The organism is Verrucomicrobiia bacterium (assembly GCA_035574275.1).
GTDB lineage: Bacteria > Zixibacteria > MSB-5A5 > DSPP01 > DSPP01 > DSPP01.
In genome coordinates, this window is record DATLYY010000054.1 from 1 (window position 1) to 14,910 (window position 14,910).

General features: G+C 57.7%; 13 protein-coding genes. All 13 read left to right on the forward strand.

Annotated elements, in window-relative coordinates:
* Positions 1–321: 321 nt before the first annotated feature.
* Positions 322–729 (forward strand): hypothetical protein, encoded by a 408-nt coding sequence (locus VNL73_07640; protein ID HXF49279.1) that lies wholly within the window; start codon positions 322–324, stop codon positions 727–729.
* A gap of 195 nt (positions 730–924) precedes the next feature.
* A complete protein-coding gene (locus VNL73_07645; protein ID HXF49280.1) occupies positions 925–1,581 on the forward strand; it encodes a type VI secretion system-associated FHA domain protein in 657 nt (218 codons plus the stop codon).
* A 20-nt stretch (positions 1,582–1,601) separates the two neighbouring features.
* The gene (tssJ, locus tag VNL73_07650) at positions 1,602–2,093 is read left to right on the forward strand and encodes a type VI secretion system lipoprotein TssJ (GenBank protein HXF49281.1); all 492 of its coding nucleotides are present in this window, start codon (positions 1,602–1,604) and stop codon (positions 2,091–2,093) included.
* Position 2,094: 1 nt separating this feature from the next.
* Complete coding sequence (gene tssK, locus VNL73_07655; GenBank protein HXF49282.1) at positions 2,095–3,444, forward strand: type VI secretion system baseplate subunit TssK; 1,350 nt, start codon at positions 2,095–2,097, stop codon at positions 3,442–3,444.
* A gap of 7 nt (positions 3,445–3,451) precedes the next feature.
* Entirely contained in the window at positions 3,452–4,204 is a 753-nt protein-coding gene (gene icmH, locus VNL73_07660) for a type IVB secretion system protein IcmH/DotU (GenBank protein HXF49283.1), read from the forward strand.
* Positions 4,201–7,557, forward strand: a complete 3,357-nt coding sequence (tssM, locus tag VNL73_07665; protein HXF49284.1) for a type VI secretion system membrane subunit TssM — start codon at positions 4,201–4,203, stop codon at positions 7,555–7,557. Before icmH ends, tssM begins: the two co-directional genes overlap by 4 nt.
* The gene (tagF, locus tag VNL73_07670; GenBank protein ID HXF49285.1) at positions 7,554–8,558 is read left to right on the forward strand and encodes a type VI secretion system-associated protein TagF; all 1,005 of its coding nucleotides are present in this window, start codon (positions 7,554–7,556) and stop codon (positions 8,556–8,558) included. Before tssM ends, tagF begins: the two co-directional genes overlap by 4 nt.
* Positions 8,551–10,125 carry a type VI secretion system protein TssA gene (tssA, locus tag VNL73_07675; GenBank protein ID HXF49286.1) on the forward strand — a complete coding sequence of 525 codons (1,575 nt, stop codon included), beginning with the start codon at positions 8,551–8,553 and terminating at the stop codon, positions 10,123–10,125. Before tagF ends, tssA begins: the two co-directional genes overlap by 8 nt.
* Positions 10,126–10,194: 69 nt before the next feature.
* On the forward strand, positions 10,195–10,674 hold the full coding sequence (gene tssB / locus VNL73_07680) for a type VI secretion system contractile sheath small subunit (GenBank protein ID HXF49287.1): 480 nt from the start codon (positions 10,195–10,197) through the stop codon (positions 10,672–10,674).
* Between the two features lie 17 nt (positions 10,675–10,691).
* Positions 10,692–12,137 carry a type VI secretion system contractile sheath large subunit gene (gene tssC / locus VNL73_07685; protein ID HXF49288.1) on the forward strand — a complete coding sequence of 482 codons (1,446 nt, stop codon included), beginning with the start codon at positions 10,692–10,694 and terminating at the stop codon, positions 12,135–12,137.
* A 30-nt stretch (positions 12,138–12,167) separates the two neighbouring features.
* Entirely contained in the window at positions 12,168–12,659 is a 492-nt protein-coding gene (locus tag VNL73_07690) for an Hcp family type VI secretion system effector (GenBank protein ID HXF49289.1), read from the forward strand.
* Positions 12,660–12,677: 18 nt separating this feature from the next.
* Positions 12,678–13,100, forward strand: coding sequence for a type VI secretion system baseplate subunit TssE (tssE, locus tag VNL73_07695; protein HXF49290.1), 423 nt, complete (start codon positions 12,678–12,680; stop codon positions 13,098–13,100).
* An 86-nt stretch (positions 13,101–13,186) separates the two neighbouring features.
* Positions 13,187–14,910: type VI secretion system baseplate subunit TssF (gene tssF, locus VNL73_07700; GenBank protein ID HXF49291.1), on the forward strand; the 1,724-nt coding region annotated here is incomplete at its 3' end.

A 14,910-nucleotide genomic window follows, 5' to 3' on the forward strand; every position in this document is an offset into this window, starting at 1 on the left:
TGAACGGCTGGATCGAAACGTACAACGAAACCTACCTGCACTCGGCCCTGGGCTACCAGCCGCCGAACAGGTTCGAGAAAACCTATAACCTCAGCCCGATGACTCCATATCAGGCCGCTTGACTAAAGGGGAGCAGTACAAAACGCAACCACTTCATCAAATCATCCTTTCTGTGGAGATTCCTGCCTCCACATAGCAGAAGTTAACTGCCTGACTGGTGGTAGTCAAATGCGCATAAAGAAAACCGGAACTCCCGGCCTCCGGTTCTCGTAACTTCCTCCATATGAAACGGAACAACTGTTGAAGGAGAGGAGCCGCATAATGCCTGATGACGTTTCAACTTTCCGCCTGTATCTTTTGCGGGCAATGTACCTGCTTATAATCGTGGGGCTCGGATTCACGATATGGCCCGGCGTCATTCGCCACGCCGAATCGACGCCCTGGGCGAATGGCGTCGTTTCCAGCTTGCTGGCCGGGGTGTCGGTTCTGGCGCTCTTGGGCCTTCGTTATCCGTTGAAAATGCTGCCGTTGCTTCTCTTTGAACTAATCTGGAAACTAATCTGGCTCTTGGCTTTTGCGCTCCCGCTCTGGCGCGCCGGCCAAATGAACCCGGAGACGGCGGCATCGGTCAAGGACTGCTTGTTTGGGATTATTTTGGTTCCCATCGTTGTTCCCTGGCCCTATGTCTGGGCCCATTACATCAGGAAGGCCGGGGATAGGTGGAAGTAAGCCGCTCGTAATCTAAACTGTATTTCTCTCCTTCCCGTGTCGGGAAGGGGTCGGGGGTTAGGTTTAATTAACAAGTTGACAATCTTTTGCTTCGTATTAACTTAAAAGGACAATTGGTAAGGAAACGTGGAGCAATTGGAATGTTCAACGGGAGGGGCTTTTAATTAAACGGCTTTTGGTGAATTGACGGTTTTAATGGAAGAAGAAAAAAAAGAAACGCCCCCAAAAGAAGAAGCGGAACTGCACAAAGCCGCCTACGACCAGTTGGTGGCCCTCTCCAATTACCTGATTGGGGACAAAAAGACCTTCGAGCGTCCGGAGGAAATCAAAACCTTCTGCGAACGGCTGAAGTACGCCACCAGCGTGATGCTGCGGGAATTCAAGGAGCTTTTGCGCGGGCGCAAACTCTTCCAAAAACAGTACGCCATGTTCGCCTCCGGCCCCTCCTCCGGCACCCAGATTTTCCGGGTGGAGGAAAGGGAGAAGGAAATCGGCCCGTATTTGTTCCAATGGGCCAACGCCGAAGCCGGCGCGGCGGACGACTTGGACAAGGCCTTAAACGAACTGAAATACCATCAGTTGGCCTTCCTCTCCGGCTTCCGCACCTCGGTAAAAGAGGGGACAAGGGAGCTTTTGAAAAAGGTTGACCCGGAAGAAATCGAAAAGGAAATGTCCAACGGCGGCAGGTTTTCGCTCTTCAAGCACAAAAAACTCTGGAAGGAATTTCACAAACGATACGAGGAGCTTTTGCAACAGGAAGAACAGCAGCTGGAGGCGAAATTTCGCCCCCACTTCCGGCAGGGATACATCGGCTTCATGGCCAACAAATCCGGTACAAAAGAGGAAAAATAACAATAATGAGGGAGGATAGGTTGAAAAAACTAACGGTCATTTTGCTAATCGGAATAGCAGCCGCCGGCTGCAGCATGATTAAAAAGGGAGGAGGCGCCGGCAAAGCCGTTCTGACCTTGAACAGCCGGGCGGACAGCTTGAACTGGGACGAGCAGGGGGGAGTGCACTCGGTCGAAGTCCGCGCCTTCGTTTTGAAAACCCCCGACCGCTTTATGCAGGGAAGCATCCCCGACTTGTTTGAATTGAAACAGCAGCGCACTTTCTGGAATTCCTTTGCCGACGACACCTTGGCGCTCGTGAAAATCACCCTCGACCCGGGGGTGAAAAAAGTGGTCAGTTTGACCTACGATAAATCCAAAGCCGGCAGCAACGTCTATCTGGCGGTCATCGGCAATTTCAACCAGCCGCCGGAAGGGGGGAAGGAACGGCGCTACGTCAAGCTGGGGGCGGCGGGAGGCAAGGCCTCATTCTATGTTCCCAAGAATACAATAGAACTGCCGCCCAAGAAATAAGATGCCCCAATACCATAAAATTCTCTGGAGCGAAGGGCTCTTTTTAACCCAGCACCACTTTCAGGAGTGGGATCGCTACCACGACAAAAATTTAACCTTCCAGCTCCGCTCGCTCGTCCCGTTCGCCTGGGGGGTCTGGAAGCTTTTAATTAACCGCGAGGCGGTGGCCAACAAGCTTTTCACCATACGGGAATTCGAGGGAATCCTGCCGGACGGCACCCCCATCCGCATCCCCGCGGTGGACGCCCCGCCGGAAGTCCGCTCGATGGAAGGGGCCTTCGGCGCATCGGGGGACGCGCTTTCGGTCTATCTCGCGCTTCCGGCCCTGCGCCCCGGCGCCCCCGGAATCAAAATGGAGGAAAATTCCAAAGAGGCCCGCTACAAACGGCAGTTCGTCAACCTGCCGGACGAAGTCACGGGCGAGGGGGACAGGGAAATTGCCTACGCCAAAAAGGAATTGAAAATCCTTTTCTCCGGCGACAATCTGGAAGGGTACGACTACATTAAAATAGCGGAAGTGGAGCGCGCCGCCACCGGCGGCCTGCAATTGCGGGAAACTTACATTCCGCCCGCCTTGTCCTTGATGTCTTCCGAATACCTCGTCAATATGGCCCGCGCCATTCTCGAGCTTCTGGCCGCCAAGTCAAATGCTTTAAGTGAAAAAGTGCGCCAGCGCACCCCCCAGATGGCGGAATTTTCAACCACCGATTTTCCCAATTTCCTTTTGCTGCAAACCGTGAACGCGCATGTGCCGACAATGGCCCACTTCTTCAATCATCCGGAAATCCATCCGGTTCATTTTTATATGGAGCTCATCCGGCTGGCGGGGGCTTTGGCCACCTTCAACGTCGGCGCCCAGCCCCGCGCCCTCCCGCCCTACCGCCACGAGGAGCTGGGTGAACTTTTTGGCGAGCTGGATAAAAAAATCAAGCAGTACCTCGAAGTGGTCGTTTCCGAGCGCTACACGGTGATACCACTGACGCGCAAGGACGAATCAATGTACGAGGGGACGATTGCCGATATCGGCTTGCTTGAATCGGCCCACTTTTACTTGGGCGTCTCGGCCGAAATTCCGGAAAGCCGCCTGATAGCGGAATTTCCCCTGCAGGCCAAGATTATTTCGCCGGACAAAATCGCCCGGCTGGTCGGCGGCAATTTGCCCGGTGTCGCCTTGAACTTCGTTCCGCTTCCCCCCGCTGTGATTCCCCGCAAGGCCGGCCTGGTCTATTTCCGGCTGGACGCCAAGGGGGACCGCTGGGATTTCATCAAGGAAGCCAAAGCGATTTCCATCTACGCCCCGCCCCGGCAGTTCCCGGGATTCGCGGTTGAACTGATTGCGGTGGGGAAGTAAGTAGTAAATGGCCGAAAACCCCGCCGACCGCTTCAAAACCCGCCAGATTAACCTCGAGGAATTCCGGCGGGAAACGGGCGCAACACCCGCCACCCACACCGGCGGCAAGAGTCTCGCGGATTTGTATTCCCCCGTTTTCTCCCTCATTTTAACGCTGGCCACCAGCAAGAACTACGGCGACCCCAAGGAACTGCGGGCCAAAATCTCCGGCATCTTCGCCCGGGTGGAAAAAGAGGGGCTGAAAGAAGGTTTCTCTCCCGATGATTTGCATGCGGCGAAATATGCACTTGTAGCCGTAATCGACGAAACCATCTCCCGCTCCGATTGGCTGGAGAAGGGGAACTGGTGGGACAATCCCCTGGCCTTGGAATACTTCGGCGAAAACATCGCCGGCAGCGAATTCTTTAATAAACTCGAGGAGACCCGCCTGAAAGGGCAGAAAAAAGCCCCGCTTTTGGAGGTTTTTTACATTTGCCTTGCGCTTGGATTCGAAGGGAAGTACGCTTTCAATCCTACGGAATTAACCCCCTTGATTGACCAATTGGGACGCGAACTGAAGAGCCTGCGCGGCACGGGCGGCGAGCTGTCCCCCCACTGGCGCCCGCCGGAGGAGACCCTGCAGGCGGTTTCCCGCCAGCTTCCGATTTGGGTCATCACCGCCGCCGTATCCGGCGTGGTCTTCGTTGTCTTTTTGATCTTGAAGTTTTTGCTTTCGGGGCGGGCCTCCCACTGGGCGGAACAGATTAGAAACCTGCAATGAACTTCATCCTAAATTTCCTCCGCTCCAAGGCCGGCGCCCTGACCGGCGTTTTGATAATCGCCGTCATCATCTTGGTCGTCGGCCCGATGGTCGGCATCCCCCGTTTCTGGTGCATCGTCGCCGTGGTTCTTCTCATTCTTGGCGCGCTGATATACCTGCTCGTGCAAAAACTTCTGGCCCGCCGCAAGGCCAAAATGCTGGAAGGGTATTTGGCGACGCAGGCCCGCGACGACGAGCTCTCCGCCCGTCCCGATTTGAAGGATGAAATCCGCGCTTTGCGTGAGAAGATGGAAGCCGCCATTCGCGTCCTGCAGCGCTCCGCCGGCGGCAGCCGCTGGAAGAAGGGGGACGCCCTCTACGTTTTGCCCTGGTACATGATTATCGGCCGCCCCGCCGCGGGGAAAACGACCTTGGTCAAAAACTCCGGTCTTTCCTTCCCGGCTTTTGATTCCGGCCCGGAGTCGACCGCCATCCGCGGTTTCGGCGGCACCCGCAACTGCGACTGGTGGTTCACCAACGAGGGAATCATACTGGATACCGCCGGCCGCTACACGGCCGAAGGGGGGGCGCAGGATCAGGTGGAGTGGAACGCCTTCGTGGGAATGTTAAAGAAGGCCCGCAAGAAAGCCCCCATCAACGGGCTGATTCTGGCGGTCGGCTTCGACGAGCTTTTGGGCCGCGAGGATGTGGAGGCGGAAGCCCGGCTGCTGCGGGGAAAAATCGACGAGCTTCTGGACCAGCTGGGCATCATCTTCCCGGTCTATTTGGTCTTCACCAAATGCGACCTGCTCCACGGCTTTGTCGATTTCTTCGGCGATATGGGAAAGCGGGAGCGGGAGCAGGTCTGGGGAACAACCTTCAAGCTGTACGAGGAGCGCCGTTTGCCCGTGTACAAGGAATTCGAGGATGAGTTCGAGCATTTGGCCGCCGCCCTCGCCGCCCGCCGCAATGCGCTTCTCGGAATGGACAAAAACAGCCAGGAAAAGCAGGGGGTCTATCTTTTCCCGCAGGAGTTTCAGGAAATAAAGAATCGCCTCGTCCGCTTCGTCGACATCCTTTTCGAGTCCTCCCGCTTCCGCCAGGACCCCGCCGTGCGCGGCATTTATTTCACCTCCGGCACGCAGGGGGAGGGGACGGTCATCGACGCCGTAATCGGCAAAATGAGCCGGGAGATGGGGGTTTCCGGCAACCTTCGGGAACAGGAAAAGTCGTCCGAGCCCAAGGCCTATTTTATCAAGGAACTGTTCCAGCGCATCGTTTTGTTCGACCGCAACTTTGCCGCCCCCAGCACCAAGGCCGGCAAAAAAAGCCAGTATTTGCGCCTCGCCGCTATTTGGGGGCAGCTGCTTTTGGGGGTCGGGATATTGTCGGCGGTCCTAATTTCCTTCTTCCAAAACCAAAGCGAATTGAAAAAAACGCACCAAGCCGCGCGCGTGGTTCGCAGTGTAGGCGCCAACCCGGTGCGGGATATGGAAACGCTCATGCCCCTTTTCCGGCGCTTGGAGAAGCTGGACCAATGGGAGGAGAGCTGGAGCCCGCTTTCCCTTCACTGGGGGCTTTACAGCGGTCAGAAAGCCAACCGCGAGGCCCGCATGCAGTTCTTGAAAAAACTGCGCTACAGTCTTTTGGTCCCCAGCCACAACCACTTCGCCCAATATCTTTCCGACACCACCCGCGCGCTTACCGATTTGGACCGCTACTCCAATGTCTTCACCAGCTACCGGATGCTCTCCGAGAAGTACGACCCCGCCGCCCAGCCGAGCGTTTTGGCCCAGGAAATCTGGGAATTCTGGAAATCCAACGTCCCGGTCGAACGGCACGAGGAGTGGCAAAGGATGCTGTCCGACCAGATCAATTATTACTGGAAGCACCGGGCCGACGAGGAACTTTTGGATTACACCATAACCCCCAACCGGGAAACGGTGCGCCTGGCGGAAGCGGTCTTGAAGCCCCGCTTCGGGCCGAAGCAGTTCTACAACCAGTTGATTGCCCGCGCGGGGGGCCGGCTGCCCCCCCTGCGGGTGGAGGATTTGGTTCCGGGAAGCCAGCTTCTCTCGGGAAATCCCCTCTCCGGCGCCTACACCCGCAAAGGATGGGAGGAGGCGGTCTCCGGGCTGTTTGAAAAAAGCCCGGAGGAGATGGAAAAGAATCCGATTTTAAAGGCCAATGTGGAGCGTTCCGGCGTCGATATCCGGCAGGAGTTGAAGCGGCTCTATCGGGAGGATTACCGCACCCAGTGGAAGAACTTCTTTGCCGGCGTAAAAGTCGGCCCCTTCGCCGACTTGGAGGACGCCGTGGGCAAAATCGCCAAGCTGGCGGGGGGAGGCTCGGAGCTCTTCGAGTTTTTGCAGAAATCGCTTGAAAAAGGGGAATTGAAGGGGGATGATTTTGAAAAACAGCTCGCCTCCGATTTCCAGACCCTGTCCGATTTGTTGAGCGGCGAATTGAAAGGTCGGGGGGAAAAGCCGGCCAAGGATACCTATCTGGAGGAAGATCTGCCGGAGTTGAATAAGCGGATGCAGGAGGGGGCGGAAAGCTTCAAGGGAAAACAAAACTGCGGCTCGGCTTTGCAATCGTTGGTCAACAACATGTCCAGCCGCCGGGACTACGCCACCCGCGGCGTGGTCTGGGACGCTTTGGGAACCAAGGAGTTTCTGCAAAAGCCGTTCGAGGCGGCCAAGGAGGCGGCCTTCGGCGACGCCTGCCAGTGCTTGAACGAAATCTGGGAGGAAAAAATCCGCGAGCCGTTTGTCCGGGAACTGGCCGGGTTGTACCCCTTCAGCCCCTCCGACAAGGAGGCCTCGGTGGCGCAGATGCAAAAGTTCCTCGGAAGGGAAGAGGGGCTTTTGTGGTTCGAGGAAAAGGAAATCCGTCCCGCCCGGGAGGAAGGGATGCGCTTCTCCGCGGAGTATGACTCACTGGCCCTGCGGGCAAAAGATTTGTACCCCGGCGAAGCGCTGGGGCTGGCTTTCACGCTGGAGGCGGACGCCCGCAATTTCCGTCCCACCTCCGGCCGCGGCGTAGTGCAGGAAGCCCAGTTGACCTTGGGAAGTCAGCCCCCGTTCGCCTACCGGATGGGGGTCAAAATCCCCTGGGATTTCATGTGGAAACCGTCCGACCCGAACTGCGAGCTTTCACTCAAGGTGCAGGGGCTGCGCTGCGAACCGAAAAGCTTCAGCGGCCCTTGGGCCCTTTTCCGGCTGTTCGACCAAGGGGTGGCGCAGGGGGGAAGCGTCTATTGGGATTTCGACTGCGGCGGGTTTGCCTACCGGGCGGAATACGGCCTGAAGGGGGACTTTCTGCAGCGGGGACATTTCCAAAGCTTCAAACTGCCCGAAAAAATCTGCCCGTGATCTGGAATTCCAAGAGCGACCAAACGCAGGCCCCGATCGGCTACACCGGCAAACTGCCGGCCTTCGGCGATTTCGTCCGGGCCAACGTCGCCTCCCCGGCGGCCCGGGTTCTGGAAAAATGGCTGGCCGACGGGCTGGCGCAGTTTCCCGCCTTGGTGGGAAACGGCTGGGAGGCCTCGTTCGACTCGGGACGGCGTTTCGGCTTCATCCTGAACGCCGGCGAACCGACGGCGGTTTTGGTGGGGCTTTCCACCCCGTCAAAAGACCGGGGGGGACGGCGTTACCCGTTTTCCGTCTTTTCCACGGCGCAGGCCGGGCCGGAGGGGGAGTTTTTTTATTTGCTGCCGGTCGCCTTCGGCCCCTTTCTGGAAAAGGGAAGCGAGACCCTCTCGGAGGCCTGGCCCTCCTCGGTGGATGCCATCTACGGGGAGAAAATCAGCCCGTTGGCGTCCTCCCTGCCGCGCTATTTGAAAGACGGACAGGGGGCTTTTGACGGCTATCTCGAAAGCCAAAGCTTGGGGGATTTCTGGCAAAAGCTCTTTGGTTCTGTCGAAGCGCCCGAAAAATATCTGCTTTTGGACAACCTCTTCAAATCCTTGATTCCCCTTCGCAAAGAGGATTTCGGCCGGTTCAATTTCATCCTGCAGTTTCCGGTGCATGCCGATTCGACGCAGGAGGCGGGGCGGCAGGCCGCCTTCTGGATTTACCTCTGCCAAAAGATTTTGTCGCGGCCAAAACTCCCCCTGCAGGTTTTCTGGAACTTTTCCTCGGAGGGGGGGAACTGCTTTCTGTTCTTCCGCTTCCCGGAAGGGCGTTTCTTCCCTTATCTTTTGGTTCCCGGTTTGAACAACAACTTCATCTGGAATCTGGCCGCTTTGGGAAAGGAAAAATTGCAAAAGGAGAAACTTCCGCCGGCTTTGGTCAAAGTTTTGGACGACCCGGATGAGAAATTGAAAAGTTTATTGAACCTCAAGGATTGGGAAAGGCATTACGGTGGCTGAACTCTCCGATTATTTAAAGCTGGGGAGCGAGCCGGTCTCCGCCGCCTCCCCCGGCGGCGAGGCGGTCGATTTCGACGACCGGCTGGAACAGTTGAAAAACGAAATCAAAAAACTGGACTCCGTCAACAAGGAGCCGGTCAAGTGGGAGAGCGTGGTGGAGCTTTCCTCCGAGCTTTTGAAAGTTTCCAAAACCTTTTCGCTCGCCCCGTATCTCACGCTCGGGCTTTTGGAAACCAAGGGGTACGCCGGGCTGGCAGTCGGGCTGGAGCTCTGCCGGGACTTTTTGAAAAACTTCTGGGATGCGGGATTCCCGCCCCCCGCCCGCATCAAGGGGCGCTCGGAGCCGTTCGCCTGGCTTTCGGAAAGAGGGGGGCGGGCCGTCGAGCGGATAAAAGGCGCCCCGGCGGACGCCGAATCGGTCAAAAAAGCGATTGCCGCCATGGAGGAGCTTTCCGGCCTGCTTGCCGAAAAGCTGGCCGGAAGCAACCCGGGGCTGGGGGACTTGAGCCGGGCTTTGTACGAGCGTTCCTCCCAGTTGGAAAAAAAATCGGCCCCGGCCTCGTCGGCCGCTTCTTCCGCCTCGGCCTCCGCGCCGGCGGAGACCGGGGCGGGCTTTCCCTCCGAGATTTCCTCCCCCGAACAGGCGGACGAGGTTTTTCCCGCCGTGCAGGATGCCGGCTTTCTGGTCGCCGGCGCTTGGCGGACGGCCGACCCGACCGACCCCCGCCCGTACCAGCTCACCCGCGCCCTGGTCTGGTCGCAGCTGGCCGACCTACCACCGGCGGAGGATGGAATGACCCAGCTTCCCGGCCCGCCGGACCACGTCAAGGAGGCCTGGGAGAATCTCTTTTCCGAAAAAAATTTTGCCGAGCTTCTGGAGGCGGCCGAAACTTATTTCGGCCAGAGCATTTTCTGGCTGGACTTGCAGCGCTACGTGGTAAAATCGATGGATGGTTTGGGGGCCGAATACAGCCGCGCCAAGGCCGCGGTTGTGGGGGAACTGAAAGCCCTTTTGGGCCGGCTGCCCGGGCTTTTGGATTTGAAGTTTTCGGACGAACTCCCCTTCGCTTCCGATGACGCCAAAAAATGGCTGGCGGCGGAGGTTTTGACCGGCGGAACCTCCGTTTCGATGCCGGAACCGTCCGGCCCGTCCGCCGCGGCCGCCTCTGAAAAGCTGGCGGAGACGGTGAAAAAGGCCGGGGAGCTGTTCAAAAAGAAAAAAACCACCGATGCCGTGAACCTCTTTCAGGAAGGAATCAAAGCGACCGCCGAAAAGCGGGAGCAGTTCATGTGGCGGCTGGCCTTGGCCCGTTTCTGCTTGAACGCCAAGCTGCCGCAGGTGGCCGTCCCCCACCTGGAACAGTTGGAGCGGGAAGTGGGGCGCTTTTCCCTGGATGAATGGGAGCCCCGGCTGGCTTTGGAAGGGCTTACCCTTTTGTACCGGGCTTACCAGAAGGCCTTGGACGAGGACAAGGCCTTCCCGGATACGGAGGACAAAGCCCAGAAGCTCTTCGCCCGCCTCTGCCAGCTCGACCCGATGATGGCCTTAAACCTCGGAAAAAAGTAACTTGCTTACATGCAAATGCGTAGTATATTTAGACCACAACAAATTTAGGTTGCGAAAGGAAGGTTATTTATGGCTCAAGAAGGATCTGTAGCCCCCAAAGAGCGGGTCAACATCACCTACAAGCCGGCCACCGGCGTGGGGGAGGAAAAAGAACTCCCGTTGAAGATGATGATTCTGGGGGATTTCACCCAGCGCGCGGACGACACCCCGCTGGAGGAGCGCAAGCCCATCAACATCGACAAGGACAACTTCAACAGCGTGATGCGGGAAATGAAGCTCTCCGTCTCGATGAACGTGGACAACACCCTCACCGGCAACAAGGAGGACCAGCTCGCGGTGAACTTGAAATTCGAAAGCATGAAGGATTTCGAGCCGGAGCAGGTGGTGAACCAGGTTCCGGATTTGAAGAAGCTTCTGGAATTGCGCACCGCGCTTACGGCCTTGCGCGGGCCGTTGGGGAACATTCCCAACTTCCGCAAAAAGCTGGCGCAGATAATGGAAAACGACGGCGACCGGGACAAGCTCTTAAAAGAGCTCGGCCTGCTGTAGGAGAGTAGGAGAACGATATGGCAGACGAAAAAGAATCAAAATCCCTGGTCGAAGAAATCCTGTACGAAACCAAGCTCCCGGAAGAGGGGTACGACAACGCCCGCCGGGGGCTGGAAGCCCTCATCGCCGAGCTGGTCAAGCCGGAAAAGAAGGGGGAGAAAATCCAGATGCGGCTGGTGGACGACATGATCGTCGAGCTGGACAAAAAGCTCTCCCGCCAGCTGGATCAGATCCTGCACAACCCCGCCTTCCAGAAGCTGGAATCCGCCTGGCGCGGCGCCAAGTTTCTGGTGGACCGCACGGACTTCCGCGAAAACATCAAGCTGGAGATTTTGAGCGTCTCCAAAGAGGAGCTTCTGGCCGATTTCCAGGACTCCCCGGAGATTCCCAAATCGGGGCTGTACAAGCAGGTCTACACCCGCGAGTACGGCCAGTTCGGCGGCAGCCCGGTCGGGGGGATGGTCGCCAACTACGATTTCGGCCCCGGCTCGCAGGATATCGCCCTCCTGCAGTACTGCGCCTCCGTGGCGGCGATGGCCCACGCGCCGTTTATCGCCGCCGCCAGTCCGCAGTTCTTCGGCGAAAAATCCTATACCACCCTGCCCAATTTAAAGGACATCAAGGCGATCATGGAAGGCCCCGCCCACACCAAGTGGCGCGGCTTCCGCGAATCGGAAGACGCCCGCTACGTCGGGTTGACCGCCCCCCGTTTCCTTTTGCGCCTCCCCTACAGCCAGAAGGACAACCCGGTGAAGGCCTTCAACTACGAAGAGACCGTCTCCGGCAGCCACGAGCATTTCCTCTGGGGGAACACGGCGTTCACGCTGGCTTCCCGGATTACCGACTCCTTCGCCAAGTTCCGCTGGTGCCCGAACATCATCGGCCCGATGGGGGGCGGCACGGTGGACAACCTCCCGATTTACAACTTCGAGGCCGCCGGCGAAGTGCAGACCAAAATCCCGACCGAGGTCTTGATTTCCGAGCGCCGGGAGTTCGAGCTGGCCGAAGAGGGGTTCATCGCCCTGACCATGCGCAAGGACTCCGACAACGCCTGCTTCTTCTCCGCCAATTCCTGCCAGAAGCCCAAAACCTTCGGGCAGTCCAAGGAGGGGAAGGAGGCGGAGCTGAACTACAAGCTGGGCATGCAGCTCCCCTACATCTTCATCGTCTCCCGCCTCGCGCACTACATCAAGACGCTCCAGCGGGAAAACATAGGCAGCTGGAAGGAGCGGGCCGATTTGGAAAAGGAACTGAACGCCTGGATCGGCCAGTACGTGGCGGATATGGAAAGCCCGTCCCCGTCCGTCCGCTCCCGCCGCCCCCTGCGCCAGGCCCAGATTACCGTGGACAACGTGGAAGGGGAGCCGGGCTGGTACAAAGTCGATTTGAAAATGCGCCCCCACTTCAAATACATGGGAGCCAGTTTCACGCTCTCGTTGGTTGGAAAGCTGGACAAAAAATAATAACCCAAAGCCGGTACAAGGAGGAACGGTATGGCTCTTAATTGTTACATCGTCAAAATCAAAGGCGAGACGCAAGGAGATATCAAGGGGTCCGTCACCCAAAAGGGACGGGAGGGATGGATTGAGTGCTTCGCCTTTGACCACAAGGTCCATTCCCCCCGGGATGCGGCTTCCGGGCTTCCAACCGGCAAGCGGGTCCACAGCCCGCTGCGCATCGTCAAGCCGATCGACAAATCCACCCCGCTTTTGATGAACGTGTTGGTGAACAACGAGAACATTCCGGAGTTCGAGCTCCGTTTCTTCACCCCCTCGACGGCGGGCGCGGAAACCAACTTCTACACGATCAAGCTGACCAACGCCAACATTTCCGAGGTGAAACCATACATGCTTTTAAACCGTGATCCGAACTACATGAAGTATCCGGAAATGGAGGAGGTCTCCTTCACCTACCAGAAAATCGAGTGGGTCTTCGTCAAAGGCGGCATCACGGCGATGGACGACTGGGAGGCCCCGGTCGCGTAGCCGTTCGTCTTCATCTTCATGAAAGTAACCAACGAACGCAGTCTATTGGAGCGGCTGGTGTCACCACCGGCCGCTTCTTTTCGTCGCTCCGGCGTCGATTTGCAAAAGCTGTCGGACTCCATCATTTTGCACCTCCGCCGGATGATGAACTGCCGCCACGGCTTCACCCCGGCCGCCCCGGATTACGGCCTGCCGGACTTGAACGAGTGCTTCTTCGCCTTTCCGGATTCCTTGACCTATCTCAAGGAGTCGATTCAAACCTCCATAGAAAAATACGAGCCGAGATTGTCCCGCGTCCGGCTCAAGTTCGTGGAAGACCCGGACAATCCTTTGGAAATCCGCTTCGAAATCCAGGCCCGGCTGGAAACGGAGGAGGAGTCGGTCACCTTTGCCTTCACCACCAAGCTCGGCTCGGCCGGCGGCATCCAGGTTATAGAATAATGCAGCAATCTCAATTGACCCCTTATATTCGGTGGCGCACATTGGTCTTTGTAATGTGCGCATGCCTCAAGGGCAATCGATAACCGATGTTCAACAAATACTATCAGGACGAACTTTCCTACCTCCGCCAACTGGGGGAGGAATTCGCCAAGGCGTATCCCAAGCTGGCGCCGATGCTGGCCGAATCCGGCACCGACCCGGACGTGGAGCGGCTTTTGGAAGGGTTTGCCTTCATCTCCGGCCGCATCCGCCAAAAGCTGGATGGGGACCTGCCGGAACTGGCCCACAATTTTACCAATCTTTTGTGGCCGCATTACCTAAGGCCGATTCCCTCGGCCACGATTCTGGAATTTGACCCCTCCGGCGGCGCCTTGCAGGAAACGCAGAAAATATTGCGCGGCACGGCGGTGGAATCAATTCCGGTGGAAGGAACCCGCTGCCGCTTCCAGACCACATCCGATTTGAACGTCTATCCCTTCGCGTTGAAGGATATTGCCTTGGAAACCCCCGCCACCGGCGCGCCGTTCTTGCGTCTCGGCTTCCAGATGGGAAAAGCGGACCTGACCAAAATACGCCTTTCCGACCTTTCGTTTTTCCTCGCGGGCGAGCCGCAGACCGCCTATGGGTTGTATTTATTGCTGACCCATCACTTGAAGCGGGTAATCTTCCGCAACGCCGCTACTCGAAAAGAAACCGCCTTCGGCCCGGAGGCGTTGCGCCCCGGCGGCTGGGGGGAGGAGCAGGCCCTTTTGCCCTATCCCGTCGCCGCCTTCACCGGCTACCGCTTTTTGCAGGAGTATTTCACCCTGCCTGAAAAGTTTTTGTTTGTGGAGCTAACGGATATTTCCCCGCTTTCCCGGCTGGAAATCAAGGACCGCTTCGAAATAATTTTCGAGTTCACCCGCCGCCCGGAAGAGGCCGTGCGGGTCAAGGCCGGTTCGGTTCGTTTGTACTGCACCCCCGCCGTGAATCTGTTTCCGCACCACGCCACCCCCATCCGCGTCGAGCAGGAAAAAACCGAATACCGCCTAAGGCCGGAAGGGACGAACACCGAGCATTACGAAATCTTCTCCATTTCCAAAGTCGCCGGCTGGACCGCCGGCACCGTGGAGGAAAAGGAATACCGCCCCTTTTTCTCCTACGAGCATTCCTTGGAACGGGGCGGGCGCAAATCCGAGTACTACCATCTGACTTTAAGGCCCGCCGTGGTGGGGAGGGGGACGGAAACCTACATCTCCTTTGTAACCGGCGACGAGTCCGTCGCCATCCCATCCACCAGCACGGTGGCGGTTGACTTCATCTGCTCCAACCGCAACCTGCCGGAAAAATTGAAACCGGGCGATGTCAATTCCCCCACGGCGGAATCCCCGGCCTTCGCCACGTTTCAAAACATAACGAGGGTGACCCCGTCCATACCGCCCCCCTTGGAAGGGGGCGTTCTCTGGCGGCTCCTCTCCCATCTTTCGCTGAATTACCTGTCGCTTCTCTCCGTGGAAAACCTGCGCGGCATTTTGGAACTCTACAATTTCGCCGCGCTTGTCGACCGGCAGGCGGCCCGCGCCGGGGAGATGCGCCTGGAGGCCATCCGCCAAATTTCGGCCAAGCCCGACCATCTGTTCATCAAAGGGGACGCTTTGCGCGGCTTGAAGGTGGAACTGGAACTGGCGGAATCCGGCTTTGCCGCCGAAGGGGAGATGTATCTCTTCGCCTCCATTTTGAACCGCTTTTTCGGCCTCTACACCAGCTTGAACTCCTTCTCCCGCCTCGAAGTCAAAGGGGTGGAAAAAGGGGATACCTACCGCTTCCCGCC

Excerpts from the sequence above, each read along its gene's own strand:
- VNL73_07640 (HXF49279.1), top strand. The coding sequence starts at position 322 with ATGCCTGATGACGTTTCAACTTTCCGCCTGTATCTTTTGCGGGCAATG.
- VNL73_07645 (HXF49280.1), top strand. The coding sequence starts at position 925 with ATGGAAGAAGAAAAAAAAGAAACGCCCCCAAAAGAAGAAGCGGAACTG.
- tssK (HXF49282.1), top strand. The coding sequence starts at position 2,095 with ATGCCCCAATACCATAAAATTCTCTGGAGCGAAGGGCTCTTTTTAACC.
- icmH (HXF49283.1), top strand. The coding sequence starts at position 3,452 with ATGGCCGAAAACCCCGCCGACCGCTTCAAAACCCGCCAGATTAACCTC.
- tssM (HXF49284.1), top strand. The coding sequence starts at position 4,201 with ATGAACTTCATCCTAAATTTCCTCCGCTCCAAGGCCGGCGCCCTGACC.
- tssB (HXF49287.1), top strand. The coding sequence starts at position 10,195 with ATGGCTCAAGAAGGATCTGTAGCCCCCAAAGAGCGGGTCAACATCACC.
- tssC (HXF49288.1), top strand. The coding sequence starts at position 10,692 with ATGGCAGACGAAAAAGAATCAAAATCCCTGGTCGAAGAAATCCTGTAC.
- VNL73_07690 (HXF49289.1), top strand. The coding sequence starts at position 12,168 with ATGGCTCTTAATTGTTACATCGTCAAAATCAAAGGCGAGACGCAAGGA.
- tssE (HXF49290.1), top strand. The coding sequence starts at position 12,678 with ATGAAAGTAACCAACGAACGCAGTCTATTGGAGCGGCTGGTGTCACCA.